The organism is Rhizobium sp. AN5, from assembly GCF_900215255.1.
Taxonomy (GTDB): Bacteria; Pseudomonadota; Alphaproteobacteria; order Rhizobiales; family Rhizobiaceae; genus Agrobacterium; species Agrobacterium tumefaciens.
In genome coordinates, this window is the sequence record NZ_OCMJ01000004.1 from 1,334,554 (window position 1) to 1,359,036 (window position 24,483).

Annotated in this window: 25 protein-coding genes and 1 tRNA gene; 13 read left to right on the plus strand and 13 right to left on the minus strand. The window is 58.2% G+C overall.

Annotation, left to right across the window (positions count from 1 at the left end):
* Position 1: 1 nt before the first annotated feature.
* Positions 2-430 carry an OsmC family protein gene (locus CRP02_RS19065; RefSeq protein ID WP_097172017.1) on the minus strand — a complete coding sequence of 143 codons (429 nt, stop codon included), beginning with the start codon at positions 428-430 and terminating at the stop codon, positions 2-4.
* A gap of 121 nt (positions 431-551) precedes the next feature.
* Here CRP02_RS19065 and CRP02_RS19070 point away from each other — a divergent pair, with 121 nt between their 5' ends.
* Complete coding sequence (locus tag CRP02_RS19070; RefSeq protein WP_003502827.1) at positions 552-719, plus strand: Thivi_2564 family membrane protein; 168 nt, start codon at positions 552-554, stop codon at positions 717-719.
* A 77-nt stretch (positions 720-796) separates the two neighbouring features.
* Here the strand turns inward: CRP02_RS19070 and CRP02_RS19075 are convergent, their stop codons facing one another.
* Both CRP02_RS19075 and CRP02_RS19085 read right to left on the minus strand, forming a co-directional pair.
* The gene (locus CRP02_RS19075) at positions 797-1,222 is read right to left on the minus strand and encodes a PAS domain-containing protein (protein ID WP_097102643.1); all 426 of its coding nucleotides are present in this window, start codon (positions 1,220-1,222) and stop codon (positions 797-799) included.
* Between the two features lie 557 nt (positions 1,223-1,779).
* Positions 1,780-1,864 (minus strand) — tRNA-Leu (locus tag CRP02_RS19085).
* Positions 1,865-2,053: 189 nt separating this feature from the next.
* On the opposite strand from CRP02_RS19085, the gene lipB reads away from it, so the two are divergent.
* The 3 genes from lipB to CRP02_RS19100 all read left to right on the plus strand — a co-directional run bounded on the left by lipB (position 2,054) and on the right by CRP02_RS19100 (position 4,933).
* Positions 2,054-2,785, plus strand: a complete 732-nt coding sequence (gene lipB / locus CRP02_RS19090) for a lipoyl(octanoyl) transferase LipB (RefSeq protein ID WP_038491058.1) — start codon at positions 2,054-2,056, stop codon at positions 2,783-2,785.
* 69 nt (positions 2,786-2,854) lie between these two features.
* The gene (locus tag CRP02_RS19095; protein WP_003515339.1) at positions 2,855-3,922 is read left to right on the plus strand and encodes an NAD(P)-dependent alcohol dehydrogenase; all 1,068 of its coding nucleotides are present in this window, start codon (positions 2,855-2,857) and stop codon (positions 3,920-3,922) included.
* A gap of 75 nt (positions 3,923-3,997) precedes the next feature.
* A complete protein-coding gene (locus CRP02_RS19100; protein WP_174001815.1) occupies positions 3,998-4,933 on the plus strand; it encodes a DMT family transporter in 936 nt (311 codons plus the stop codon).
* Positions 4,934-4,947: 14 nt separating this feature from the next.
* On the opposite strand, the gene CRP02_RS19105 is transcribed toward CRP02_RS19100, so the two are convergent.
* The 5 genes from CRP02_RS19105 to yajC all read right to left on the minus strand — a co-directional run bounded on the left by CRP02_RS19105 (position 4,948) and on the right by yajC (position 9,820).
* Positions 4,948-5,406 (minus strand): hypothetical protein, encoded by a 459-nt coding sequence (locus CRP02_RS19105; RefSeq protein ID WP_003515343.1) that lies wholly within the window; start codon positions 5,404-5,406, stop codon positions 4,948-4,950.
* Between the two features lie 161 nt (positions 5,407-5,567).
* On the minus strand, positions 5,568-6,413 hold the full coding sequence (locus CRP02_RS19110) for a phytoene/squalene synthase family protein (RefSeq protein WP_097172018.1): 846 nt from the start codon (positions 6,411-6,413) through the stop codon (positions 5,568-5,570).
* Between the two features lie 23 nt (positions 6,414-6,436).
* Positions 6,437-6,829 (minus strand): Mth938-like domain-containing protein, encoded by a 393-nt coding sequence (locus tag CRP02_RS19115; RefSeq protein WP_003515346.1) that lies wholly within the window; start codon positions 6,827-6,829, stop codon positions 6,437-6,439.
* Positions 6,829-9,393: a protein translocase subunit SecDF gene (gene secDF / locus CRP02_RS19120; protein ID WP_097102649.1), complete on the minus strand. Its 2,565-nt coding sequence runs from the start codon at positions 9,391-9,393 to the stop codon at positions 6,829-6,831. Before secDF ends, CRP02_RS19115 begins: the two co-directional genes overlap by 1 nt.
* 79 nt (positions 9,394-9,472) lie before the next feature.
* Positions 9,473-9,820 carry a preprotein translocase subunit YajC gene (yajC, locus tag CRP02_RS19125; protein WP_003515350.1) on the minus strand — a complete coding sequence of 116 codons (348 nt, stop codon included), beginning with the start codon at positions 9,818-9,820 and terminating at the stop codon, positions 9,473-9,475.
* Between the two features lie 207 nt (positions 9,821-10,027).
* On the opposite strand from yajC, the gene CRP02_RS19130 reads away from it, so the two are divergent.
* Both CRP02_RS19130 and fdhA read left to right on the plus strand, forming a co-directional pair.
* A complete protein-coding gene (locus CRP02_RS19130) occupies positions 10,028-10,900 on the plus strand; it encodes an ATP-binding protein (RefSeq protein WP_097172019.1) in 873 nt (290 codons plus the stop codon).
* Between the two features lie 304 nt (positions 10,901-11,204).
* Positions 11,205-12,395: a formaldehyde dehydrogenase, glutathione-independent gene (gene fdhA / locus CRP02_RS19135; RefSeq protein ID WP_097103312.1), complete on the plus strand. Its 1,191-nt coding sequence runs from the start codon at positions 11,205-11,207 to the stop codon at positions 12,393-12,395.
* Positions 12,396-12,491: 96 nt separating this feature from the next.
* Here the strand turns inward: fdhA and CRP02_RS19140 are convergent, their stop codons facing one another.
* Positions 12,492-13,157 carry a TetR/AcrR family transcriptional regulator gene (locus CRP02_RS19140; RefSeq protein WP_097172020.1) on the minus strand — a complete coding sequence of 222 codons (666 nt, stop codon included), beginning with the start codon at positions 13,155-13,157 and terminating at the stop codon, positions 12,492-12,494.
* A gap of 111 nt (positions 13,158-13,268) precedes the next feature.
* On the opposite strand from CRP02_RS19140, the gene CRP02_RS19145 reads away from it, so the two are divergent.
* Entirely contained in the window at positions 13,269-14,663 is a 1,395-nt protein-coding gene (locus CRP02_RS19145; protein ID WP_097172021.1) for a cytochrome P450, read from the plus strand.
* 55 nt (positions 14,664-14,718) lie between these two features.
* On the opposite strand, the gene CRP02_RS19150 is transcribed toward CRP02_RS19145, so the two are convergent.
* The 3 genes from CRP02_RS19150 to CRP02_RS19160 all read right to left on the minus strand — a co-directional run bounded on the left by CRP02_RS19150 (position 14,719) and on the right by CRP02_RS19160 (position 16,818).
* Positions 14,719-14,922, minus strand: coding sequence for a DUF3126 family protein (locus CRP02_RS19150; RefSeq protein WP_003515356.1), 204 nt, complete (start codon positions 14,920-14,922; stop codon positions 14,719-14,721).
* Positions 14,923-15,073: 151 nt separating this feature from the next.
* Positions 15,074-15,898, minus strand: coding sequence for a serine O-acetyltransferase (cysE, locus tag CRP02_RS19155; RefSeq protein ID WP_003515358.1), 825 nt, complete (start codon positions 15,896-15,898; stop codon positions 15,074-15,076).
* A gap of 143 nt (positions 15,899-16,041) precedes the next feature.
* Positions 16,042-16,818 (minus strand): alpha/beta fold hydrolase, encoded by a 777-nt coding sequence (locus CRP02_RS19160; protein WP_025593509.1) that lies wholly within the window; start codon positions 16,816-16,818, stop codon positions 16,042-16,044.
* 170 nt (positions 16,819-16,988) lie between these two features.
* On the opposite strand from CRP02_RS19160, the gene CRP02_RS19165 reads away from it, so the two are divergent.
* Together CRP02_RS19165 and CRP02_RS19170 are read left to right on the plus strand one after the other, a co-directional pair.
* On the plus strand, positions 16,989-17,234 hold the full coding sequence (locus CRP02_RS19165; protein ID WP_097172022.1) for a zinc-finger domain-containing protein: 246 nt from the start codon (positions 16,989-16,991) through the stop codon (positions 17,232-17,234).
* A 29-nt stretch (positions 17,235-17,263) separates the two neighbouring features.
* Complete coding sequence (locus CRP02_RS19170; protein ID WP_097172023.1) at positions 17,264-18,433, plus strand: FAD-dependent monooxygenase; 1,170 nt, start codon at positions 17,264-17,266, stop codon at positions 18,431-18,433.
* Positions 18,434-18,435: 2 nt separating this feature from the next.
* Here CRP02_RS19170 and CRP02_RS19175 read toward each other — a convergent pair whose 3' ends face one another.
* Positions 18,436-19,623 (minus strand): cystathionine beta-lyase, encoded by a 1,188-nt coding sequence (locus CRP02_RS19175; protein ID WP_097172024.1) that lies wholly within the window; start codon positions 19,621-19,623, stop codon positions 18,436-18,438.
* Positions 19,624-19,999: 376 nt separating this feature from the next.
* Here CRP02_RS19175 and CRP02_RS19180 point away from each other — a divergent pair, with 376 nt between their 5' ends.
* The 4 genes from CRP02_RS19180 to CRP02_RS19195 all read left to right on the plus strand — a co-directional run bounded on the left by CRP02_RS19180 (position 20,000) and on the right by CRP02_RS19195 (position 24,273).
* The gene (locus tag CRP02_RS19180) at positions 20,000-21,022 is read left to right on the plus strand and encodes an amino acid ABC transporter substrate-binding protein (RefSeq protein WP_003515366.1); all 1,023 of its coding nucleotides are present in this window, start codon (positions 20,000-20,002) and stop codon (positions 21,020-21,022) included.
* Positions 21,023-21,129: 107 nt separating this feature from the next.
* Positions 21,130-22,326, plus strand: a complete 1,197-nt coding sequence (locus CRP02_RS19185; RefSeq protein WP_097172025.1) for an amino acid ABC transporter permease — start codon at positions 21,130-21,132, stop codon at positions 22,324-22,326.
* Between the two features lie 3 nt (positions 22,327-22,329).
* Positions 22,330-23,487: an amino acid ABC transporter permease gene (locus CRP02_RS19190; protein WP_097172026.1), complete on the plus strand. Its 1,158-nt coding sequence runs from the start codon at positions 22,330-22,332 to the stop codon at positions 23,485-23,487.
* Between the two features lie 12 nt (positions 23,488-23,499).
* Entirely contained in the window at positions 23,500-24,273 is a 774-nt protein-coding gene (locus tag CRP02_RS19195; protein ID WP_003515372.1) for an amino acid ABC transporter ATP-binding protein, read from the plus strand.
* Positions 24,274-24,483 lie beyond the last annotated feature (210 nt).

Genomic DNA, 24,483 nt, shown 5'->3' on the forward strand with positions numbered 1-24,483 from the left:
ATCAGCTAGCGATCGAAAGAGCAAAGTCCGCGTCGCCTTTCAAAGTGTTGCTAACGGTGCAGATATCTTCGGCCGCATGGGCAATTGCGGCGCGCGTCGCCTCATCGAAATTACCGGCAATCTCCATCCTGATATCGAAACGGATGATGCGATAGGGCTCCTGCGCGGATTTCTCACCGGAAACGTCAACGAACACGCTCTCGAAGCTGTCCAGCAACCCCATGCGGCTCACCGCAATCCGGGCGCTGAGCGCCAGGCATGCCGCAAGCGACGAATAAAGGAGGTCGATCGGATTGAAGCCCGGTTCAGAGACACCCGTCACAATTTCCAGGGCGCCGCCGGTCACTGTCGAAATCAGCGGGCGACCAAGCCGCCCGACCTTGGCCGTGGCGCCCACCGGCCTCAACTTCACCTTTCCACCATCTATCATTCAAATATTCCTAATTTAATCGCGTGCAACCGATCGCATGGAACCAAAACCTGTCTGGCGCTTTTTACTCACACAACGGTGAACGACCGTTGAACCTTTATTATACAGGGAGCTGGGACCTATGGTTACATCTACGCTCGTCAGCATTCTGATCACCTTCCTGGTGATCGTGCTCGTCTTGTGGCTCATCGCACGACTGCCCGTCGGCGGCGGCGCGAAACAGATCGCGCAAGTCATCGTCATCATCATCGGCATTATTTCGCTGCTGAAATATCTCGCCGTCTTCTGATACCCCGGTAGCGTGCGAACAGAAAAAGGCGGCGAAAGCCGCCTCTTTTTTTGCGCGATTTTCATGACACTCGATAGCTATTGGCGCGGCTCGAACTGGTAGGTTTTTTTTAGAGTGATATCACGAACGCTGCCGAGACCAAGAAACGGCGTATTTTCAGCATCGAAAATCGCCCTGCCCTTCGCCACAATCCAGCGGATGGAACCATCAGGCAGATGCACCTTGTAGCGCTGGTCGAAAAACACGCCGGTGGTAATGCTTTCGAAAATTGCCCGCGCCACCTGATCGCGCATTTCCACATCTATTCTTTCGAGAATATCCTCAATCGACACACCTCGCGATGCCACCGTTTCGGAAAACCCATGACACTCCGCGGTGACGGTGTCCATGATCAACCTATTGTCGGAAATGCTCCACATATAATAGCCGAGCGCATTGTCTGAATCCGCTTTGTCCCCCTGCACGAAAACCTCCAGACCTTTTTTTCTGACAAACGCTAACATCAGACCTCTAATATTCCACCCCTTGTTTTGAGGGGGTATTTAACCGGCTACTACAACGTGTATCGATATCCACCGAAATTTAATGGCGCCTGATCCGGATGCCGGTTTCGAAAGCACGATAATTTCCAAAAAAAGCGTCGCAAAGCCAACCGCTTGCACCTACATGACTGCATGATGAAATTTCGAAGGAGGCTCATATGCTGCGAACCGCTCTTACTTTTGGGTTGCTGTCGGCAACTGTCTTTCTAGCTGGCTGCCAGACGTGGCAAAGCCCTTATCGCGGAAACGAATGGCGGATGGACCAGGTCATGGATGGCGACCCCTACCGGGTCGGTGACGGCAATCGCGCGGGGAGACGCTAAGCCGCAAACATCTCATCCGAATGGCGGCAAGATGGATAATCTGACGCCCCGAAATTTACAGCCCGGGCTGCCGAGACGAAACAAGTCGAAGTCGCCCGAGGCTTATTTAATCGACGTAACTGCTACTTCTTTTTTGGGAGGAGCAAAGCCAAACAATTGGCAGAAAAAGAAAAAACCCGCCGAAGCGGGTTTCTTTGGTGCGGTCGAGAAGACTCGAACTTCCACGGGTTACCCCACAGCGACCTCAACGCTGCGCGTCTACCAATTCCGCCACGACCGCATCGTGGTAGGCGTCGACTTGCGCCGACGGGGGTGCATGTAGCAAAAGGATTTTGGGTGCACAAGAGCGTCGTGACAGTTTTTTGAAATTAAAAATCGGCACGGCCCACCCTATATGCAGGAAGCCCGGAAATGCTGGGGTTGCAGCCTTCTCGTCATTTTGCGAGAAGGCTGTGGAAAGGACTTTTTCATGCTCACACGCACGGATATCGAGACAAATATGCTGCCCGTTCCCGGCTCGCCGCCTGTTCGCTGGCGAATCTCGGAAGGTCTCGTGCCTTACGAACTGGCAATAGAAGAGATGGAACGGGAAGTTGCCGCCATCGCCAATGGCGAGGCCGACGAACTCGTGTGGCTTCTGGAGCACCCGCCACTCTACACGGCAGGCACCAGCGCCGATGTCGCCGACCTCATCGAGCCGGAGCGTTTTCCGGTCTTCGCCACCGGTCGCGGCGGCGAATATACCTACCACGGGCCGGGACAGCGCGTCGTTTACGTCATGCTGGACCTGAAACGCCGGCGCCAGGATGTCCGCGCCTATGTTGCCGCGCTGGAGAATGTCATCATCCGCACGCTCGACAAGATGAATGTCCGTGGCGAACGGCGCGAAGACCGGGTTGGCGTCTGGGTCAGGCGTCCGGAAAAACCCCTGCTTCCAGATGGTGGCATGGCTGAGGACAAGATCGCCGCACTCGGCATCCGGTTGCGCAAATGGGTGAGCTTTCACGGGCTGTCGATCAATGTCGATCCCGACCTTGCGCATTTTTCCGGCATCGTTCCATGCGGCATCAGCGCCTATGGCGTCACCAGCCTTGTCGATCTTGGATTGCCGGTTATGATCGGCGATGTCGATGTTTTGCTGCGAGAGGCCTTCGAGGAGGTCTTTGGCCCGGCAGTGCCCGAAGCCGGCTCCGGCGGTTGAAACCCGCCGCAACTTTTTTGTCGCCTGCCAATGCATCCAAAATCGATCACCACAAGAGGAGGAACGACCATGTTCACAACGTCAGCCTATGCCTGCGATGACGGTTCTTCGCCGATGAAGCTCGCGACCATCAAGCGTCGCGATCCCGGCCCGCGCGATGTCGAAATCGAAATCGAGTTCTGTGGCGTCTGCCACTCCGATATCCATACGGCCCGCAGCGAATGGCCGGGTTCTCTCTACCCCTGCGTCCCCGGTCACGAAATCATCGGCCGTGTCGGTCGGGTGGGCGCGCAGGTCACGAAATTCAAGGCGGGTGACCGCGTCGGCGTCGGCTGTATCGTCGACAGCTGCCGTGAATGCGCAAGCTGTGCCGAAGGGCTGGAGCAATATTGCGAAAACGGCATGACCGGCACCTATAACTCGCCTGACAAGGCCATGGGCGGCGGCGCACATACGCTTGGTGGTTATTCCGCCCATGTGGTCGTCGATGATCGCTATGTGCTGCGGATCCCCGAGGGGCTCGATCCAGCAGCCGCAGCACCCCTGCTCTGCGCCGGCATAACCACCTATTCGCCGCTGCGGCACTGGAATGCAGGTCCCGGCAAGCGTATCGGCGTCGTCGGTCTCGGTGGCCTCGGCCATATGGCAGTCAAGATTGCCAATGCCATGGGCGCCACGGTCGTGATGATCACCACCTCTCCCGGCAAGGCGGAAGACGCGAAAAAGCTCGGCGCCCATGAGGTGATCGTCTCACGCGATGCCGACCAGATGAAAAAAGCGGCTTCCAGCCTCGATCTTATCATCGACGCGGTTGCCGCCGACCACGATATCAACGCCTATCTTGCGTTGCTGAAGCGGGATGGCGCCTTGGTGCAGGTCGGAGCGCCCGAAAAACCGCTCTCCGTGCACGCATTCAGCCTCATCCCCGGCCGCAAGACTTTCGCCGGCTCGATGATCGGCGGCATTCCAGAAACCCAGGAAATGCTGGATTTCTGCGCCGAAAAAGGCATCGCCGCCGAAATCGAGATGATCAATATCGATCAGATCAATGAGGCTTATGAACGCATGATAAAAAGCGATGTGCGTTATCGCTTCGTCATTGATATGAAGAGCCTGCCGCGCCAGAAGGCCGCCTGACCTCGTCGAGGGGGGGCGCCTTCTGGCGCTCCCGTTTCCTCGTTGGACCTTTTGGTTGAAAGCGCAGCCCGACCCATGACCAGCCAGACCGGTTTCAACGATGTCGCCAAGGGCATGATGATCATGGCGGGCTGCATGTTCGTGCTGCCCGTCATGGATGCCATCGCCAAATACATGGCGGTCAGCGGCGGCATGTCACCGGCGCAGGTCACCTTCTACCGCTTCTTTTTCCAGCTTTTGTGCACCCTGCCCCTGCTGCTGCTGGTCTCACCCAAAGCGCTGTTCAGCGCCAGACGACCGTGGATGAACTGCCTGCGCGGAGTGCTGCATGCCAGTGCCAGCCTGATGTTCTTCGCCGCCGTCAAATACATGCCACTCGCCGATGTCTTTGCCATCTATTTCGTCGAGCCATTCATGCTGACGATGATGTCGGCCCTGTTTCTCGGCGACAGGGTCGGCTGGAAACGCTGGACAGCGATTGCGGTGGGTTTCGGCGGCGCTCTGATCGTCATTCAGCCGAGTTTTGAGATCTTCGGCTGGACATCGCTCCTGCCGGTCGCCTGCGCATTTCTCTACACGCTCTACCTGTTCCTTAACCGCGCCATCGGCGATGCCGACAGTCCGCTTGTCATGCAAACCATGTCCGGCATTGCCGGCACGGTGTTCATGGCAGCAGCCCTTCTGGCCGGCGACGCCTACGGTGACAAGGATTTCGCGATCTCGCTTCCGCAATCCGGCTTCACCCTCACCCTGCTCATCCTGCTGGGGTCGATATCCGGCTATATGCATCTCCTGATCGTCAGGGCCTTCAGGCTGGCGCCGCTGTCGCTTCTGGCACCATTCCAGTATTTCGAGATCATCTCGGCGACGGTTCTCGGTTATGCGCTGTTTTCGGATTTTCCGACGCCATCGAAATGGCTCGGCATCCTCATCATCGTTGCATCCGGCCTTTTCATCATCTGGCGCGAGCGCGTGCAGACGCAGGCTAACCCGCCGCTCGACGGACAATGACGCCCAGAACGCTTTCAGGCGCCCGAGGGCTGCGGTCCTTCGTCGTGATGGTCCTGCGCCTCCACAAGGCTACCGAGCAGCCACAGCGAAACCTCGGCGGCCTCTCCGGCGGATTTGAAGCGGTATGATCCGCTATATTTCGGCGTATCGAAAAACGTAACGACGAAACCGTCACCGCTCTCCAGACTTTCGACCCTTATCCGCTCGGGATCGATCATCAGGCACACATAATGGGATCCCATATTGCGCATGAAGCCGGCCTTGTTGTCGTGCAGCCGCACGAAGGCTGCACCGCCATCCACCGTCATATGCAGGCTTCTGATCGCCTCGGTGGGAAACGCGCGGGCAAAATCCATGATCGCTTGCCCCACATCGTGGTTATTATCCTCATCCGTCGCCCGCGTCATGCGCCAGGCATAAACAGCGAAGACCGCAAGCAGCACGAAAACGATTATCCAGACCGCCATATTCATCCGGGAAGGCTCCCTCAGCACCGAAACATCGCGATTCGCGAATCGAAACGATGCGAACCCGGTTCAAGGTCTTAAACACCGAGGCTTGCGTGAAGTATGGCTCTTCTGCCCCGACGCGAAAATCGGCTCCGATCTGTCCGCGCCATGTGCAGGTCGAGCAATCAGAAACGCTTGAGGAAAGACGCCTTTGCCAGCAGCCATTGGCGGCGAAGCTGCGACAGTTGCACTTCGCCTTCAAACACGCCCGCTCCCGCCTTTCTGGCAGCGGCGATGACCGGACCGGACAAGGCAACGGGAAGATAAGCCGCAAAGACATTCCGGGAAATCTTGGCGCGTCTCGCCTTCTCGATATGATCAAGCGCGTGCGTTGCAAAAATCTCGATGGCGATGCCGATGCGTTGTTTGTCGTCGCCTTCCAGAAAAGTCTCGCGATCAAGCCCGGCAGCCGCGAGCATATCCGCGGGGATATAGATCTGCCCACGACGACGGTGCAGCGGCATCAGCAGTAGAATGCCGGCCATGGCCTGCGCAACCCCCGCATGCCCCGCAGCTTCCGCACTTGCTGGAGTGTCTTCCGGCGAAAGCACAAGGCTAGCCAGCTGGATCAGTGCCGAGGCGGTCTCCCCCGCATAGCCTTCGAGCGCGTTACGATCCACGAACAGATCGTCATAAAGATCGAAGATGCGCGCCTCGATCATATTGGCAAGAACCGGTCGCGGCAGGCGATATTGCTCGATCGCCAACAAAAGAGCGGCAGCAACGGGGTGAGACTGGCTGTCCCCATGCGCATTGCCATCAAGAAGATCGCGCCACCATTGCATGCGAACTTCGCCAGGCAGCGCCTCGCGCACGGAATCGCGGATTCGGGCGATTTCGGCATTGAAGGCATAAAGCGCGGCAAGCGCTGCGCGCTTGTCGGCCGGAGACAGAAGGCACGCGAGATAGCGGTCGCGATCGGTGTCGCGCAGCGTCGCGAGGCAGACGTCTAGATTCTCTGTGGGTGCCATGTTTCCCCGCGCGAAACGTCCTGTCAGCCTTCGACGGCAATCAGCGCCGCAGCCACGGCGCGCGATTCCGAAAGCATGATATTATAGGTGCGCACGGCAGCACCCGTGCTCATCGGATCGACCGAAATGCCCGCTTGCCTGAAGGCTTCGCGCAATTCCTTCGGCAAGACCCGCATGCCATCGCCCGTGCCGATCAAAAGCACCTCGATATCCTGCGCATCAGCCAGAACCTTGTCGAAATGCTCAAGCGTCAATTCTTTCACATCAACCGGGCTCCAGCCGTGAATGCCGGAAGGCAACAACAGGAGAGAGCCGCGGTGCGACATGTCGGCGAAACGGAAACCGCCATTGCCATAGGCATCGATGGGCGCCCGGCCGGGAAAATGGGCCGGGCGTATTTCAATCCCGCCGGCCATCAGACGGCAGGCTTGCCGCCGATGGCATTGCCGGACTTCTCATCCTTCTCGTCTTCCGCATCCTTGCTTTCGGGACGCAGCTTGAAGGCGATCAGCACCGGAGCAGCGATATAGACCGAGGAGAACACGCCGATACCGACGCCGAACAACATGGCGAAGGTAAAGGAACGGATGACCTCGCCACCGAACAGATACAGTGCCAGCAGTGCCAGAAGCACGGTCAGACCGGTAAGGATCGTGCGCGACAGGGTCTGGTTCAGCGATACGTCGATGATCATCGAAAGCGGCATCTTCTTGTATCGCCGGAGGTTTTCACGGACACGGTCATAGATGACCACCGTATCGTTCAGCGAATAACCGATGATCGTCAGGATCGCCGCGATACTGGTCAGGTTGAACTCTATACCCAGGAAGACGAACAGGCCGATGGTGAAGACCACGTCGTGCACCATCGAGATGACCGCGCCGAGTGCAAACTGCCACTCGAAGCGAACCCAGATGTAGACCATGATCGCCGCCATTGCGAGCAGAACGCCGATCGTGGAGGTCACGGTCAGGTCACCGGACACGGCCGGACCAACGACTTCCACGCGACGGAAATCATACTTGTCCTGCAACTCGCCGCGCACCAGGGTGATTGCCGACTGCTCGGCATTTTCGCCGCCATCCTGCGCCTGAATGCGGATGAGAACGTCCTGCGGCGTACCGAAATTCTGTGCCTGGATTTCACCGAGGTTCAGCTGGTTCAGACGCTCGCGAATATCTGCGAGATCGGCCTCACCCTGCTTGGCGCGCACTTCGATGACCGAGCCGCCCTGGAAATCGATGCCGAGGTTCAGGCCCTTGGCCACGAAGCCGCCGACGCAGGCGAGCATGATCACACCGGTGATCATGAAAACCACACGGCGATAACGCATGAACGGAATGTCGCGACCGTCGAACATGGCGGTGCGTACACCCTTCGGCAGATGTTTCGGACGGCTGCGGCGAACCCAGTAGCCAAACATCCAGGCCGTCAGCGTATAGGCCGTGAAGACGGTGGTGATGATACCGACCGCAAGCGTGACGGCAAAGCCCTTGACCGGACCCGTACCCATGTAGAACAGCACGCTTGCAACGATCAGCGTCGTCAGGTTGGCGTCGATAATGGTCGCAAAGGCGCGTGTGAAACCGTTATCCAGTGACTGGATCAGCGGTTTTCCGCTCTTCACCTCTTCGCGTATTCGCTCGTAGATCAGAACGTTGGAATCCACCGCCATACCGATCGTCAAGACGATACCGGCAATACCGGGCAAGGTGAGCGTAGATCCGATCACACTGAGGACGGCGATCAGCATGACCACGTTGACGATGAGGGCGATGTTCGCAAGCAGGCCGAAGAAGCCGTAAAACACGAACATGAAGATGAGGACGCCGACGGCGCCGATGGCGCTTGCCGTGAGGCCGGCGGTGATGGAGTCGTTACCAAGGCTCGGACCGACGGTGCGTTCCTCAACCACGGTCAGCGTGGCCGGAAGTGCGCCCGCACGCAGCAGGACTGCAAGGTCGTTGGCGCCCTGAACCGAGAAACTGCCGGAAATCTGTCCCGAACCGCCGATGATCGGCTCACGGATGACAGGTGCGGAAATGACCTGATTGTCCAGCACGATGGCGAAAGGCTTGCCGACATTCTGCTGCGTCGCCTGCGCAAAGCGCTGCGCACCGCGGCTGTCGAAACGGAAGGTGACGACGGGTTCGTTGGTCTGCTGGTTGAAGCTTGCCTGCGCATCGACGAGGTTGTCGCCGGAAACGAGCGCGCGGCGTTCCACCAGATAGGGAACCGGCGGGTCGTCCTGCGAATAAAGAACCTCTGACGTCGCGGGCGGACGGCCATTCATCGCTTCCTGCACCGGCATGGTGGTATCGACCATGCGGAAGGACAGCTTTGCGGTCTGGTTGAGAAGCGATTTGAGGCGCTGCGGATCCTGGAGGCCCGGCACCTGCACGATGATGCGGTCGGAACCCTGACGCTGGATGAGTGGTTCGGTGGTGCCGACTTCGTCAACGCGGCGGCGCACGACTTCGATGGACTGCGACACGGCCGAGGACAGGCGATAATCCACGCCTTCATCGGTCAGGTTGAGCCGCAGCAGATTGTCGCCGCCGTCGTTCATCGTCACTTCTGTGATGGAACCGCCGACCAGCGTTCCGGCGGACACCGGCTGCGTCAGGTCGCGAAGCGCGGTTTTCGCCGCTTCATATTGAGCGGGATCGCTGATGCGAACCTGAATCTGCTGGCCGTTGCCCGTAAGCCCCGAATAGCGGATGTTGGCGTCGCGAAGCTGCGTACGCACGTCGCCCACGATCGTTTCAAGCCGTTCCTTGACGATGTCGGAACGCTCGATCTTGAGCATGATATGCGAGCCGCCCTGAAGGTCGAGACCGAGTGTTACCTTGTTGTCCTTGTACCAGGCAGGCATGCTCTCCAGCTGTTTGTCCGAAAACAGGTTGGGAGATGCGATGAAGACGCTTGCCAGCACAAGCAACCAGATAAAGACTGTTTTCCAACGGGAAAAATGAAGCATTTCGATCTCGGTCAGGGTTGGGGTTGCGCGACGCGCAACCCGTCAAATTCGGAAGCGGACGTTCAATTATCCGGCAGGATCAGGAAGCGGCTTCCGTCTTGACCACTTCGCCCTTCACGCGCACTTCGGCAATGTAAGCACGAGCGGCACGGATTTTCACGCCTTCGGCGATTTCGACTTCGAGTTCATTGTCGTCGATGACCTTGGTCACCTTGCCAACGATGCCGCCACCAAGAACGACCTGATCGCCACGGCGAATATTGGTCAACGTTTCCTGGCGCTTCTTCATCTGCGCGCGCTGCGGGCGAATGAGGAAAAAGTACCAGACCACCATAAGCGGTGCAAACAGGAAAAGCATCTCAAGGCCGGAACCGAATGCAGACGCGCCGCCCGCCGTGTCCTGGGCAAAAGCTTGACTAATGAACATATAAAACTCCTCAACGATTACAGCACGACCTCGTATGCCGCCCCAGCTTTCAAGCCGCCGGAATATAGTGGGGAACGCCGGGAATGCAACAGATGCAGAAGCCACGCCGTACCGATTCCGGACCTCTTAACCTTTATGGGCCGGAAACGCCATGCTAGGCCGGGTTGAAAACATCGTTTTGAACACCGGATAAGCGAAAGAAACACCATGATTCGAGAAGAGACGGCCACCCTGCTTCTTGCCGAACTGCGCCGGCTTAACGTCGCCATGGAACGGTTGGCAGGCCCGGCACCTGCCGTGAACGACTGGAATACGGCGGATTGCTTTGTCTGGACGCCGGTCAATTCCTTTCTGCAGCCGGTCTCTCGTCCGAACCGCATTGCGCTGAAACTCATTCGCGGCGTCGATCATGTGCGCGATATCCTGCACGAGAACACGCTGCGTTTTGCCGATGGTTTTCCCGCCAACAACGTGTTGCTCTGGGGCGCACGCGGCATGGGTAAATCCTCGCTGGTTAAGGCCGTTCACGAAGATGTGCGCGCCGCAAGCGGCGTTCCCCTGAAGCTGGTCGAGGTGCATCGCGAAGATATCCACACCCTGCCCGCCTTGCTGGATATATTGAAAGCTTCCGGCGAACGCGTCATCGTCTTCTGCGACGACCTCTCCTTCGATCACGACGACACGGCCTACAAGTCGCTGAAGGCAGCACTCGATGGCGGCATAGAGGGGCGTCCGGACAATGTGCTGTTTTATGCCACGTCCAACCGCCGTCATCTTCTGCCGCGCCACATGATGGAGAACGAGCAATCGACCGCCATCAACCCTTCGGAATCTGTTGAGGAAAAGGTCTCGCTCTCGGACCGCTTCGGCCTGTGGCTCGGCTTCCACAAATGCGGCCAGGAAGACTATCTGACGATGATTGACGGCTATGCCGAACATTTCGACCTCGGCCTTGATCGCGAAACCCTGCATCACGAGGCGCTGGAATGGGCGACCACGCGCGGCGGCCGCTCCGGTCGCGTCGCCTGGCAATATATTCAGGATGCCGCCGGGCGCCTGAGAAAATCGATCGACAGATAACGCCACCGTGACATCTGGCGAGAGCCGGTGTCGTTGCGGCTATAGGCGTTGTCGTATTTCCGACCGCCACATCGCCCGCCAAATGGTTTGCTGCACATATCCGGCGTAATGCCGGGTATCTGCGGCGGGCGGTGATCAAGAGGCAGGCGACGTTTGTCCAAACGCGCCGATTGTTCTTCTTTCCATCCCTTCGCCGATTGAGATTTCACGCGAGCCGCATACGGGTCCGCGCATGAGTTTTGACGATATCCTGTCCGTGGAGGAGCGGGCCGGTATTGGTGTTCAACCCAAGGAGGAGATGGATATGAGCAAAAACAGAGGCGTCGTCTATTTGCGCCCCGGCCAGGTCGAGGTCCGCGACATCGATGACCCGAAGCTGGAGGCGCCGGATGGCCGCCGTATCGAGCACGGTGTCATTCTCAAGGTTATTTCCACGAATATCTGCGGTTCGGACCAACATATGGTGCGCGGCCGCACCTCGGCGATGCCCGGCCTCGTCCTTGGCCATGAGATCACCGGCGAAGTCATTGAAAAAGGCGTCGACGTCGAGATGCTTGATATCGGCGATATCGTCTCGGTGCCGTTCAACGTCGCCTGCGGTCGCTGCCGCTGCTGCAAGTCACAGGATACCGGTGTGTGCCTGACGGTGAACCCCGCCCGTGCCGGCGGCGCCTACGGTTATGTCGATATGGGCGGCTGGATCGGCGGACAGGCGAGATACGTCACCATTCCCTATGCCGACTTCAACCTTCTGAAATTTCCCGACCGCGACAGGGCAATGTCCAAGATCCGCGACCTCACCATGCTCTCGGACATCCTGCCGACCGGCTTTCATGGCGCGGTCAAGGCCGGCGTCGGTGTCGGCTCCACGGTCTATGTCGCGGGCGCCGGCCCGGTCGGTCTGGCGGCTGCCGCGTCTGCCCGTATTCTCGGTGCCGCCGTCGTCATGATCGGTGATTTCAACAAGGATCGCCTTGCACACGCCGCCAAAGTCGGCTTCGAGCCCGTCGATCTTTCCAAGGGCGACCGGCTGGGCGATATGATTGCCGAGGTCGTCGGCACCAACGAAGTGGACAGCGCCATCGATGCCGTCGGTTTCGAGGCGCGTGGCCATTCGGGCGGCGAACAGCCGGCCATCGTTCTCAACCAGATGATGGAAATCACCCGTGCCGCTGGCTCGATCGGCATTCCCGGCCTCTATGTCACCGAAGACCCGGGTGCCGTCGATGCCGCAGCAAAACAGGGCAGCCTGTCGCTTCGTTTCGGCCTCGGTTGGGCCAAGGCACAGTCTTTCCATACCGGCCAGACGCCGGTGCTGAAATACAATCGCCAGCTCATGCAGTCGATCCTGCACGACCGCCTGCCAATTGCTGACATCGTCAACGCCAAGATCATCGCACTCGACGACGCCGTACAGGGATATGAAAGCTTCGACCAGGGTGCCGCAACCAAGTTCGTGCTCGATCCGCACGGCGATCTGCTGAAGTCAGCCTAATAACGGCGGCTTAAGACCCGCGAGATAGGAAACGCCCGCGATAGATATTGTCGCGGGCGTTTTTGCCTGTATTCACACTGTCACCATCAGGTGAAATCATGGATCAACTACAAGCATCGCCTCCAGCTCGGAGGTAGCAAATGGTGAGAGATAGGGTCGAAACAGGCTGGACACCTGCCGAAGTCCCCAGTCCAGTTGCTGCGGCCCGAATTCGGTGACGCCTTCCTGAAGGTTGAGATAAGCCGCCCAATAGGTCGAGACGATCCAGAGATTGGTAAGAAGGGCCGCCCGCTCGGTTTCTGGAATCTCTGCAAGCCCTGCCCTCTCCATCCGGCTGACGATATCATCAACGGCAAGGCGCATTGCCGCGCTTATGCCGCGCACCGGCTCCACCAGCGCAGGCGCGGAGGAAACAAGGCCGACAAGATCGCGAAACAGGAAGCGGTAGTTCCACACCAGCGAAAACCAGAGCCGCAGAAAGCCAGCATATGTCGATGCGGCAACTTCGTCCTCCTCGTCTATCTTTGCGACAACCGCCAGCGCGTCGGCCTCGAACAGGGCAAACAGCGCCAGCACCAATGCCTCCTTGGTGCGGAAATGATAATAAAGATTACCCTCGTTGATATTCACTGCCCTTGCGATCTCGGCTGTGGTTACGTGATCAGGCCCCCTCTCGTTAAATAGTTGGAGTGCGGCAGCGATGATTCTCTGTCGTGTGGGGGAAGGACGCCCCGTCGATCGTCCTGCCTCGCTTTTCTTCATTGATATCGGACCCCGCTATTGAAACCTAAGGTGCATACCTTAAATGAATAAAATAAGGTACACACCTTAACAAGTAAATTTGAGTGTTCAACGCGAATAAAGGACCTGTCCATGCCCGGAACCGACCTTCGCACTCCGCTCCCGGATACATCCGCTGCAGCACCCGTATCGAAATTCGCCACGGCACGTTTGGCCCTCTCACTCATCCGCAACCCGCTGAACGCATTGCCACCGGAGATTTTCAACGAACCGGCGGTGTTTATCCGTCTCGGCGGTACGATGCGCGTCCATCTTGCCGATCCCGTTCTTATCCATGAGGCCCTGGTCAAGAACGCCCATCTGCTCGGCAAGGGTGAGGACGTGCGCCGCGCGCTTGGCCCCGCTCTCGGACAGGGCCTTCTGACCGCCGATGGCGATCACTGGAAATGGCAACGGCAATCCGTTGCCGCCGCCTTCCGGCACGAAAAGCTGCTGGAACTGCTGCCCGTCATGATCGAGGCGGCAGAGCGGACCAGCAAGCGCTGGCGCGCATCTCCTTTCGGTGACATCGATATCGGCCATGAAATGATGCGGACAACCTTCGACATCATCGTTGAAACCATGATGTCCGGCGGCCACGGGATCGATATCGGGCGTGTCGAGCAAAGCATCACCGACTATCTGAAACCGACAGGCTGGACCTTCGCGCTCGCCATGCTGGGCGCACCTGAATGGCTCCCTCACCCCGGTCGGCGCAAGGCCCGCGCCGCTGTCGGTTATCTGCGCTCCAGCCTGTCGACGGTGATTGCGGACCGGCGGCGGAACGCCGTCGAGAGAAACGATCTGGTGTCCATGCTGCTTGACGCGAAAGACCCCGAGACGGAACGCATGATGAGCGACAAGGAAATCATCGACAATCTGCTGACCTTCATCACCGCCGGTCACGAAACGACTGCGCTCGGTCTGGCATGGACGTTCAATCTGCTGTCGCAACACAGCGACGTGGAGCGGAAAGTCGTCGAGGAAATCGCAGCCGTCACGGGTGGAAATCCCGTCGCCGCAGAGCACATTGCCCAACTGACCTACACCAGACAGGTATTTTCCGAGGCGATGCGGCTTTACCCACCTGCCCCGGTCGTTACCCGCACGGCGTTGCAGGACTTCAAGCTCGGCGACCATGATATTCCTGCCGGAACCGTTCTTTATGTGCCGATCTATGCCGTCCACCGGCACACGGCGCTATGGGACGAACCGGAACGTTTCGACCCTTCCCGCTTCGAGCCGGAAAAGACCAAGGCGCGCCACCGTTACGCCTATATGCCCTTCGGTGCAGGTCCGCGTGTCTGCATCGGCAATGCATTTGCAATGATGGAGGCCGTGTCGATCCTGGCGGTGCTGCTGCAGAACGTCCATCTCGAAAACAGATCTGCAAGTCCGGCGCAGCCACTGATGAGGGTGACGTTGCGGCCGCAAAGCCGCTTGATGATGCGGGTCACCGACCGCAAAAACAAATCGCCCGCGGCGTGAACCACCGCGGGCGATTGTTAATCCGGAAAAACCACCCGTCACCGGGCAGTGACGATCAAAGATCGACGTCGAGGATTGCCATGGAGAAGTTGTACGAGCGGTCGCCGTCCTCGTCATCAATGTAGACAACGCCAAGGAACTCTTCGCCAAGATACACTTCGGCGGAATCGTCCTTACGGGGACGCGCCTTCACAACCATCTTTTCATTGAAGGTGCGCTTGAAATAGGCGTCGAGTTTTTTGATTTCGTCGGCTTTCACCACTATTCTCCTGTGCGGTTCGGGTTGCGCCGCTTTTGGCATGGGACAAAGGCGAAAGTAAAGTGAAAGCGGCACATCGCCAATGTCTTTCACAGGCCATGTCTTTCACGCGGAGCCTTCCACGCGGACAATTGAGAAAATATCGGACCCGTCAGATATCGGCTCCGATGACCTGATCCATCAGGCGCGAGGGTTCGGAACACCCTGCCTCTCCCACCACCCGCGCCGGCACACCGGCAACGGTGGTCTTCGGCGGGACCGGCTTCAGCACCACAGAACCGGCGGCGATGCGCGAGCAGCTGCCGATCTCGATATTCCCGAGGATTTTCGCGCCTGCTCCGATCATCACGCCATTGGCGATCTTCGGATGACGGTCCGCCCCCTCCTTGCCGGTGCCGCCAAGCGTCACGCCATGCAGGATGGAGACGTTGTCGCCGATAACCGCTGTCTCACCGACCACCAGCCCGGTGGCATGATCGAGGAAGATGCCCTTGCCGATGCGTGCTGCCGGATTGATATCCGTCTGGAAAATGCTGGACGAGCGGCTTTGCAGATAAAGCGCCAGATCCCTGCGGCCCTTTTGCAGCAGCCAATGGGCAAGGCGATGCGTCTGGATGGCCTGAAACCCCTTGAAATAAAGGAGCGGCTCCATGAAGCGCGTGCAGGCCGGATCGCGATCGTAAACCGCCTGGATATCGACGCGCAGCACGCTGCCCCATTCGGGCCAGTCATCCAGCATGTCCTGAAAGGTCTGGCGCAGAAGAACGGCCTGCATATCGGGATGATCGAGGAGTTCACAGATGCGATAAATCACGCATTCTTCCAGAGACCGGTGATTGAGGATTGTCGAATAAAGGAAAGCCGAAAGCAGCGGGTCCTGCGCCACGGCGCTTCGTGCCTCATGCAGCAGGCTGCCCCAGATCGGATCGACGATCGCCAGCTGTTCCGGCTGACGGGCCTCGGTACGTGCGACCATGAATGGTCTCCTCGTTTGCAGTAGTCGTTCTTTATACAGAAAAAGACGTGCATAAGAAATGGGATTCGAATGACGACTTTAAAGGCGGCAAGGCTTCAGTTTTTCTTCATGCAGCATGAAAAACCGTTTCTTGCCGCCACCCATCAAAGGCTGCGATAAAATTCCAGAACCGCCGCCTTGAACACCCGGTCGCCAACGGCCAGCATGTGGTCACGGCCGGGAATGTCGATAGCGCGCGCATGCGGCATGATCGCCGCAAGTTCGGCACCCGATCCGGCGATATCGTCATTGGTTCCGACCGCGATCAGCGTCGGTGCATCGATCTTTGCGGCCTGTTCGCGGCTGACGAGGACACGCGACGTCTCGATACAGGCTGCAAGGGCCAGCCGGTCGCTTTTCGTCTGGTCGGCAAAGGCGCGGAACATGCGGCCGCGCTCATGCGTGACGACATCGAGCGAGGGTGCCAGCAGCGCCTCGGCAATCGGATCCCAGTCGCCCACACCTTCCACCATGCCGATGCCAAGTCCGCCGAAAACCAGCGAGCGGACACGCTCCGGATGGGCCATCGCCAGAAAGGCGGAAATGCGTGCGCCCATGGAATAGCCCATCACATGAGCCTCAGCGATGCCGAGATGATTAAGCAGCGCCACTGCATCGCCGGCCATGACGGGCGGATAATAGGCTTGCGGATCATGCGGCTTGTCGCTTGCGCCGTGGCCGCGATTGTCGATGGCAATCACCCGATAACCGGCGTCACCAAGCGTTTTCAGCCAGCCTGGATGCACCCAGTTGACGTTGGCGCTGGAGGCAAAGCCGTGAATCAACAGAACCGGATCGCCCGCCGGATCACCTTCATCGAAATAGGCAAGGCGAAGGCCGTCATGGGAAAAATCGGAAAATTGCGGCATGTTGAGATTCATCAAGGACATCCTTTTTGCCGGACCATATGGCAGGAAATCGCAATTTTGAACATGTTTTCCTGACGATTTTTATGGAGATGCAATGCGTTTGAGGCTACATATCCGCAGCAATAAGCCCATGCTCGATGACGATGTGCGGCTTAACCACGATATTGCATTTGGAGACGAACATGGCCGGGCATTCCATTCCCCACTTCCAGAACGATGGCGGACACAGCGTGATCGAGATCGGCGTCAAGGAATTCATGTGCACCGGCGCTTCGGTGCCTTTCGATCATCCCCACATCTTCATCGACATGGGCGACGACAACGAGAAGGTCTGTTCCTATTGCTCCACCCTTTACCGCTACAATCCGTCGCTGAAGGCCGAGCAGACCGATCCTCCGGGCTGCGTCTTCCATGTGAAGGCCGCCTGACCTTCCACCTTTCCTGATCGGGGCGCGACATGCCCATCAAATCCGTAGCCATCGTCGGTGCCGGCATCGCCGGTCTCACCGCGGCGCTTTCTTTTGCCCGGCACGGCATCAGCTCTGACATCGTTGAACAGGCCGGCGAACTGACGGAAGTCGGTGCGGGCCTGCAAGTATCGCCCAATGCCGCCCGCATCCTTGCCGAACTCGGCGTGATGGCTGAGATAGAGGCGCGTTGGACGGAGCCGGTCAGCGTCGATTTGGCCGATGGCAAATCGCTTGCCACGTTGCTGTCCTTACCCGTGGGTGCGACGGCCCGCACACGCTGGGGCGCACCTTATGGCGTGCTGCATCGCTCGACATTGCAAAACGCGCTTCTCAATGCGGTAACGCGCAATCCGCTCTGCCGCCTGCATCTTGGCAAACGTATCGAAAACGCGACGACAGACGTCATCGCTGCAACCACATTCCGCGATCACGACCTGATCGTCGGCGCAGACGGTGTCTGGTCCGCGGCCCGTTTCGCTGTCCCCTCCGCCCCCACGGCCACCTTCTCCGGCAATATTGCCTGGCGCTTCACGATCGCGGCAAAAGATGTGCCATCAGCCATCAACAAAAGCGCCGTCACCGCCTATCTCGGTTCGGGTGGCCATATCGTCGCCTACCCGCTGAAGGAAGTCGGCGGCTTCAACATCGTCGCAATCGCACTCGGCGCCGATCCCGGCGCAACGTGGCGGGCGGAATCGAGCGGCCAACAGAAAGCCATGCTGCTTGCGCAGTTTCGCGGCTGGAGCCCGGATATCGTTCGGCTGCTGGCATCGTCGGAAAATCCGACCTTCTGGCCGCTTTATCAGGCCGGTGCCGGACGCTGGCATAATGGTCGCGATACGGTGCTGATCGGCGACGCTGCCCACGCGATGATGCCCTTTGCCGCACAGGGGGCGGCGATGGCCATCGAGGATGCTTTTGAACTGGCGGGCACGTTGACCGAAACACCCCTGCCCGCGCCACAGGCCCTTGCCGCCTTCGAAGCCCTGCGTCTGCCGCGCATAGAAAAGGCCCGCAAGCGGGCCTCTCTCAATCGTTTCGCCTATCACGCCACAGGCCCGGTTCGGCTTGCCAGGGACTTCGTCTTTTCGACACGTCCGACGGAATCTTTCCTGAAGGACTTCGACTGGCTTTACGGCTACCGCGCCAAAGGCTGAGGTTAAACCCCGGCTACCGCCGCAAACCCGGCTTCAAGATCCTTCTTGAGGTCGGCGATATCTTCAAGCCCTACCTGCAGCCGGATGACCGGACCTTCCGACGGGCCTTTGGCAATCGTCCTGTCGACAAGCGACACCGACACGGCAAGCGATTCGTATCCACCCCAGGAATAGCCGAGCCCGAAGAAGGTCAACGCGTTCAGGAATGCCGCCGCAGTCTGCTTGTATTTGCCCTCTTCGGCCTTCAGCACGAAGGAAAATACGCCGCTTGCGCCCTTGAAATCGCGCTTCCAGAGTTCATGCCCGGCAAAGCTCGGCAGGGCCGGATGCAGAACGCTCGCGACGTCGTCGCGGCTTTCCAGCCAGGTGGCGATGTCGAGGGCGCTTTTCTGGTGGTGCGCAAGTCGAATGCCCATGGAGCGCATGCCGCGCAGTATCTGATAGGCGTCATCAGGCGTCACGCAGATGCCAAGATTGGTGTTCGCCTGATAAAGCGTCTTCCAGTGCTTTTCATTGGCGGAAACGAAGCCCATCAGGACATCGGAATGACCGGACGGATATTTGGTGGCGGCATGGATGGAAACGTCGACACCGAAATCGAGCGGCTTGAAATAAAGCGGTGTCGCCCAGGTATTGTCCATCGTCACGACGCAATCGTGCCTGTGGGCGATCTCGGTGATCAGCCGAACATCCTGAATCTCGAAGGTATTGGAACCCGGCGCTTCCAGATGCACCAGCTTGGTATTCGGGCGGATCAGCGCTTCGATATCCGCCCCGATCGCCGGGTCGTAATACTCCACCTCCACACCAAGCTTCTTCAGCATCGTGTTGCAGAAGCGGCGTGTGGGAAAATAAACCGAATCGACGATCAGCGCATGATCGCCGGCGCCAAGATAGGCGAGGAACGGCACGGTGATCGCAGCAAGGCCCGATGGCACGAGAATCGTTCCGAAAGAACCCTCCAGCTCGTTGACGAGATTGCATAGCGCATCGGTCGTCGGCGTGCCGTGGGTGCCATAGGTGTATTTCTGGTTTTCGGTCGAAAGCGTCTCGGCATCGGGGAAAAGCACGGTAGAGCCGCGCACGATGGGCGGATTGACGAAACCGAAACAGTCGGCGGGATCGTTGCCGCCATGGGTCAGGCGCGTATTCATACCTGCGGTGGAAAGCAGGTCATTGGTCTTGGTCATTTCAGATCAGCTTTCGAAGGGATATTGACGCGAGCGACAATGCGGAGAGCCGGAGGCAAGGTCAAGTCCCGCAGAACATTCGCAGACGGGAGGATTGATCCACCCCGCAACAGCATACAAGAAGTATACAAAAATCGTGCAAGTGTATTTTTTCGCAAAAATATGCTTATATTTTCACCCTTTGCACACTTCCCGACCAAAATTTGGAAAATTCCGTTTTATAGGCACAATTATTGTCAGCATATCTTGACCCCGCTGCCAATTACGATTGTGATAGAAAAAGCGGATCGAAAAGATCTGCTGAAGGGGGGAGCTGGGGCAAAAACAATATGCCGGTCCTCTTCCGATTGACGATAACAAACAAAGGTTGGGAAAAATGAAAAAGGCAATTCTGTCGGCCGTTATCGGCGCAGCAGTTTTGGGAGGAGCCTCGGTCGCTTCGGCTGCGACGCTTCAGGACGTGAAGTCGAAAGGTTTCGTCACCTGCGGCGTGAGCGCTGGCATTCCGGGATTTTCCAATCCCGATGACAAGGGCGAATGGTCCGGCATCGACGTGGACTATTGCCGCGGTATTGCCACTGCGGTTTTCGGCGATCCTACAAAGGCTAAATTTGTCGCTCTCTCGAGCAAGGACCGTTTTCCGGCTCTCCAGTCTGGCGAGGTCGACGTTCTGACCCGTAACACCACCTGGACGATCAGCCGCGACACATCGCTGGGCTTCAACTTTCGTACCGTCAACTATTATGACGGCCAGGGCTTCATCGCCAAGAAGGGCCTCAACGTGAAGTCCGCGCTTGAGCTTTCCGGCGCCGCCGTCTGCGTTCAGACCGGCACGACCACCGAGCTCAACCTTGCCGACTACTTCAAGACCAACAACCTGCAGTACAACCCGGTTGTTTTCGAAAAGGAATCCGATGCGACTTCGGCTTATGATTCCGGCCGTTGCGACGTTTACACCACCGACCAGTCCGGTCTGTATGCTATCCGTCTCAAGCTGAAGAACCCCGATGACAACATCGTTCTGCCTGAAGTGATCTCCAAGGAGCCGCTTGGACCGGCCGTTCGCCAGGGCGACGACCAGTGGTTCGACATCGTCACGTGGGTTCACTACGCGATGGTCAACGCCGAAGAGCTGGGCATCACGTCGAAAAACGTCGACGAGCAGAAGAACAGCGCCAACCCTGATATCAAGCGTCTGCTTGGCACTGAAGAAGGCACCAAGATCGGTACCGATCTCGGCGTGACGAACGACTGGGCCTACAACATCGTCAAGAAGGTCGGCAACTACGGCGAAGTCTTCGACCGTAACGTTGGCGCCGGCTCGCCGCTGAAGATCGAGCGTGGCCAGAACGCACTTTGGACCAAGGGCGGCCTGCAATACGCACCGCCGGTTCGTTGATCGGCACTATCGTTGGCTAAGGACTGAAGGGAGGCTGGGCAATGCCCGGCCTCCACTTGAAATTATAGAATAAGCTCGCAAAGAGCATATAAAAGGGAAAGGTGCCTATGGCAGGCAACGCGGTCAGTTCGCAACGATCGCGCGCGCAAAGCGCGTCGTCACTCATTTACGATCCACGCATACGCGGAATTTTTTATCAGGTTCTGACAGTCGTCATCCTGACCGCCTTCGTCTGGATCATCGTGACGAATACGATCACAAATCTTCAACGGTCAAACATTTCGTCCGGCTTCGGCTTCCTCAATGGAAGAGCCGGCTTCGATATCGGCCAGTCGCTGATCGCTTACACCAGCGATGCGACCTATGGCCGGGCGTTGCTCGTTGGTATTCTCAACACGATTCAGGTCGCATTTTTTGGCATCATCGCCGCGTCGATCATCGGTTTCATCGTTGGTATCGCCCGGCTGTCCAACAACTGGCTGATCTCGAAGCTGGCGCAGGCCTATGTGGAAATCTTCCGCAACATCCCGCCCCTGCTCGTCATCTTCTTCTGGTACAAGGGCGTCATCTCCGTTCTGCCGCAGGCCCGCGATTCGCTGCAGCTTCCGCTTGGAACCTACCTCAACAATCGCGGCTTCTTCTTTCCAAAGCCCCTCTGGGGCGAAGGGACGTGGCTGATACCGCTCGCCTTCCTGGTCGCCATCGTCATCAGCGTCTTCATTTACCGCTGGGCGAAGGCCAGGCAGGAAAGAACCGGCGAGCAGTTCCGCACCGGCATCACCGCCACACTTCTCATCATCGGCCTTCCGGCTGCGACATTCCTCGCGCTCGGCTCACCCCTGACATTCGATTACCCGATTGCCGGGCGGTTCAACCTCGCGGGCGGTTCGGTCGTCGCACCAGAATTCATGTCGCTGTTTCTGGCGCTCTCCTTCTACACCGCTTCCTTTATCGCCGAGATCGTTCGCGGCGGCATCAAGGCCGTGGCAAAAGGGCAGACCGAGGCAGCGGAGGCACTGGGGCTTCGCGCCAGCACGACGACACGTCTGATCGTCGTTCCTCAGGCGATGCGCATCATCATCCCGCCGCTGACAAGCCAGTATCTCAACCTGACCAAGAACTCGTCGCTTGCGGTCGCGGTCGGTTTCGCCGACATCGTCTCCGTTGGCGGCACGATCCTGAACCAGACGGGACAGGCGGTCGAAGTTGTCGCTATCTGGCTCGTTCTCTATCTCTCGCTGTCCATTCTCACGGCCTTGGTCATGAACTGGTTGAACGCGAAAATGGCCCTGGTGGAGAGATAATAGATGACGATCAGCAATCACGCGTTCGTGCGCCACACCATTGAAGAAGCCAAACCCGCGCCTTCAAGCGCGGTTGGCATCAGCCATTGGCTGCGCACCAAACTTTTCGCCACGCCGAAGGACACCGTCCTTACGGTTCTTGCCATCGCGTTCCTCGCCTATCTTCTGCCACCAATCTTCAAGTGGCTGTTCGTAGACGCGGTATGGACCGGCACGGATCGCATCGCCTGCCTCACCGCCTCCCAGGGCGGTGCGCTGGCCGATGGCCAGTCCGGCGCATGCTGGGCCTTCGTTTCGGCGAAGTTCGGCCAGATCATGTTCGGCCGTTACCCAATCGATGAGCGCTGGCGTCCTATCCTTGTGATGGTCATGTTCACCATCCTCCTGGTGCCGATGCTCATTCCGAAAGCGCCGTTCAAGCGTCTCAATGCTCTGGCGCTTTTCATCGTCCTGCCGGTCATTGCGTTTTTCCTCCTCATCGGCGGTGTCTTCGGTCTGCCGGTGGTGGAAACGCAGCTCTGGGGTGGCCTGATGGTCACCCTGATCCTGTCTTTCTTCGGAATTGCAGTGTCCCTGCCCTTCGGCATTCTTCTGGCGCTTGGCCGCCGGTCGAACCTGCCGGTAATCAAAATGCTGTGCGTGCTCTTCATCGAAGTTATCAGAGGTATTCCTCTGATAACCGTGCTGTTCTTCGCCAGCATCATGCTGCCGCTGTTCCTTCCCGACGGCTGGACCTTCGACAAGTTCCTGCGCGCTCTGGTCGGCGTGTCGCTCTTCTCGTCCGCCTATATGGCGGAGGTGATCCGTGGCGGCCTGCAGGCCATCCCGAAGGGGCAATATGAAGGGGCGGATTCACTCGGCCTGAACTATTGGCAGAAAACCCGGCTGATCGTGCTGCCGCAGGCGCTGAAGCTCGTCATTCCGGGCATCGTCAACACCTTCATCGGTCTTTTCAAGGACACGTCGCTGGTCTCGATCATCGGCATGTTCGACCTGCTTGGCATTGTCACACTCAACCAATCGGATGCGAACTGGGCGACACCCGTTACCGCGATGACGGGCTATATTTTCGCCGGGTTCATATTCTGGATATTCTGCTTCGGCATGTCGCGTTACTCGCTGTTCATGGAACGGCACCTCGACACCGGGCATAAACGATAAGGGACGCTCAAAATGGCAGAAACCCAAACAAAAAAACTGGCCGTTTCGACAACGGACGTGGCAATCGAACTCGTCGGCATGAACAAGTGGTATGGCGACTTCCACGTCCTGCGCGACATCAACCTGAAGGTGATGAAGGGCGAGCGTATCGTCATCGCCGGTCCTTCGGGATCGGGCAAATCGACCATGATCCGCTGCATCAACCGGCTGGAAGAACATCAGTCGGGCACGATCAACGTCGACGGTATCGAACTCACCAACGACCTGAAGAAGATCGATGAGGTGCGTCGTGAAGTCGGCATGGTGTTCCAGCACTTCAACCTCTTCCCGCACCTGACGATTCTGGAAAACTGCACGCTGGCACCAATCTGGGTTCGCAAGATGCCCAAGAAGGAAGCCGAAGAAGTGGCGATGCACTATCTGAAGCGCGTCAAGATCCCCGAACAGGCGCATAAATACCCTGGCCAGCTCTCCGGCGGTCAGCAGCAGCGTGTGGCGATTGCCCGCTCGCTGTGCATGAAGCCGAAGATCATGCTATTTGACGAGCCGACCTCGGCGCTTGACCCGGAAATGGTCAAGGAAGTGCTTGATACCATGGTCAGCCTCGCCGAAGACGGCATGACGATGCTGTGCGTGACCCACGAAATGGGCTTTGCCCGCCAGGTCGCAAACCGCGTCATCTTCATGGACCAGGGCCAGATCGTCGAACAGAATTCACCTGCCGAATTCTTCGACAATCCCCAGCACGAGCGCACAAGGCTGTTCCTCAGCCAGATCCTGCACTGAGACGCTGCAATAGCTAGCATTACGAAACGGGGCCATGTCGGCCCCGTTTTCATTTGACGACAGCCTCTCCACGCTCGACCTCATCCCTGGGCTTGTCCCAAGGATCTAAGTCAACAAAATCGAGCGGTTGCAGATCTCGGGAAGAACCAAAGGATGACGCCGGAATGTTGGCAAGGTTCGCCATTCATTTGATGACTTCGTTCGCACCAG

Excerpts from the sequence above, each read along its gene's own strand:
- CRP02_RS19065 (WP_097172017.1), bottom strand. The coding sequence starts at position 430 with ATGATAGATGGTGGAAAGGTGAAGTTGAGGCCGGTGGGCGCCACGGCC.
- CRP02_RS19070 (WP_003502827.1), top strand. The coding sequence starts at position 552 with ATGGTTACATCTACGCTCGTCAGCATTCTGATCACCTTCCTGGTGATC.
- CRP02_RS19075 (WP_097102643.1), bottom strand. The coding sequence starts at position 1,222 with ATGTTAGCGTTTGTCAGAAAAAAAGGTCTGGAGGTTTTCGTGCAGGGG.
- lipB (WP_038491058.1), top strand. The coding sequence starts at position 2,054 with ATGCTCACACGCACGGATATCGAGACAAATATGCTGCCCGTTCCCGGC.
- CRP02_RS19095 (WP_003515339.1), top strand. The coding sequence starts at position 2,855 with ATGTTCACAACGTCAGCCTATGCCTGCGATGACGGTTCTTCGCCGATG.
- CRP02_RS19100 (WP_174001815.1), top strand. The coding sequence starts at position 3,998 with ATGACCAGCCAGACCGGTTTCAACGATGTCGCCAAGGGCATGATGATC.
- CRP02_RS19105 (WP_003515343.1), bottom strand. The coding sequence starts at position 5,406 with ATGAATATGGCGGTCTGGATAATCGTTTTCGTGCTGCTTGCGGTCTTC.
- CRP02_RS19110 (WP_097172018.1), bottom strand. The coding sequence starts at position 6,413 with ATGGCACCCACAGAGAATCTAGACGTCTGCCTCGCGACGCTGCGCGAC.
- CRP02_RS19115 (WP_003515346.1), bottom strand. The coding sequence starts at position 6,829 with ATGGCCGGCGGGATTGAAATACGCCCGGCCCATTTTCCCGGCCGGGCG.
- secDF (WP_097102649.1), bottom strand. The coding sequence starts at position 9,393 with ATGCTTCATTTTTCCCGTTGGAAAACAGTCTTTATCTGGTTGCTTGTG.
- yajC (WP_003515350.1), bottom strand. The coding sequence starts at position 9,820 with ATGTTCATTAGTCAAGCTTTTGCCCAGGACACGGCGGGCGGCGCGTCT.
- CRP02_RS19130 (WP_097172019.1), top strand. The coding sequence starts at position 10,028 with ATGATTCGAGAAGAGACGGCCACCCTGCTTCTTGCCGAACTGCGCCGG.
- fdhA (WP_097103312.1), top strand. The coding sequence starts at position 11,205 with ATGAGCAAAAACAGAGGCGTCGTCTATTTGCGCCCCGGCCAGGTCGAG.
- CRP02_RS19140 (WP_097172020.1), bottom strand. The coding sequence starts at position 13,157 with ATGAAGAAAAGCGAGGCAGGACGATCGACGGGGCGTCCTTCCCCCACA.
- CRP02_RS19145 (WP_097172021.1), top strand. The coding sequence starts at position 13,269 with ATGCCCGGAACCGACCTTCGCACTCCGCTCCCGGATACATCCGCTGCA.
- cysE (WP_003515358.1), bottom strand. The coding sequence starts at position 15,898 with ATGGTCGCACGTACCGAGGCCCGTCAGCCGGAACAGCTGGCGATCGTC.
- CRP02_RS19160 (WP_025593509.1), bottom strand. The coding sequence starts at position 16,818 with ATGAATCTCAACATGCCGCAATTTTCCGATTTTTCCCATGACGGCCTT.
- CRP02_RS19165 (WP_097172022.1), top strand. The coding sequence starts at position 16,989 with ATGGCCGGGCATTCCATTCCCCACTTCCAGAACGATGGCGGACACAGC.
- CRP02_RS19170 (WP_097172023.1), top strand. The coding sequence starts at position 17,264 with ATGCCCATCAAATCCGTAGCCATCGTCGGTGCCGGCATCGCCGGTCTC.
- CRP02_RS19175 (WP_097172024.1), bottom strand. The coding sequence starts at position 19,623 with ATGACCAAGACCAATGACCTGCTTTCCACCGCAGGTATGAATACGCGC.
- CRP02_RS19180 (WP_003515366.1), top strand. The coding sequence starts at position 20,000 with ATGAAAAAGGCAATTCTGTCGGCCGTTATCGGCGCAGCAGTTTTGGGA.
- CRP02_RS19185 (WP_097172025.1), top strand. The coding sequence starts at position 21,130 with ATGGCAGGCAACGCGGTCAGTTCGCAACGATCGCGCGCGCAAAGCGCG.
- CRP02_RS19190 (WP_097172026.1), top strand. The coding sequence starts at position 22,330 with ATGACGATCAGCAATCACGCGTTCGTGCGCCACACCATTGAAGAAGCC.
- CRP02_RS19195 (WP_003515372.1), top strand. The coding sequence starts at position 23,500 with ATGGCAGAAACCCAAACAAAAAAACTGGCCGTTTCGACAACGGACGTG.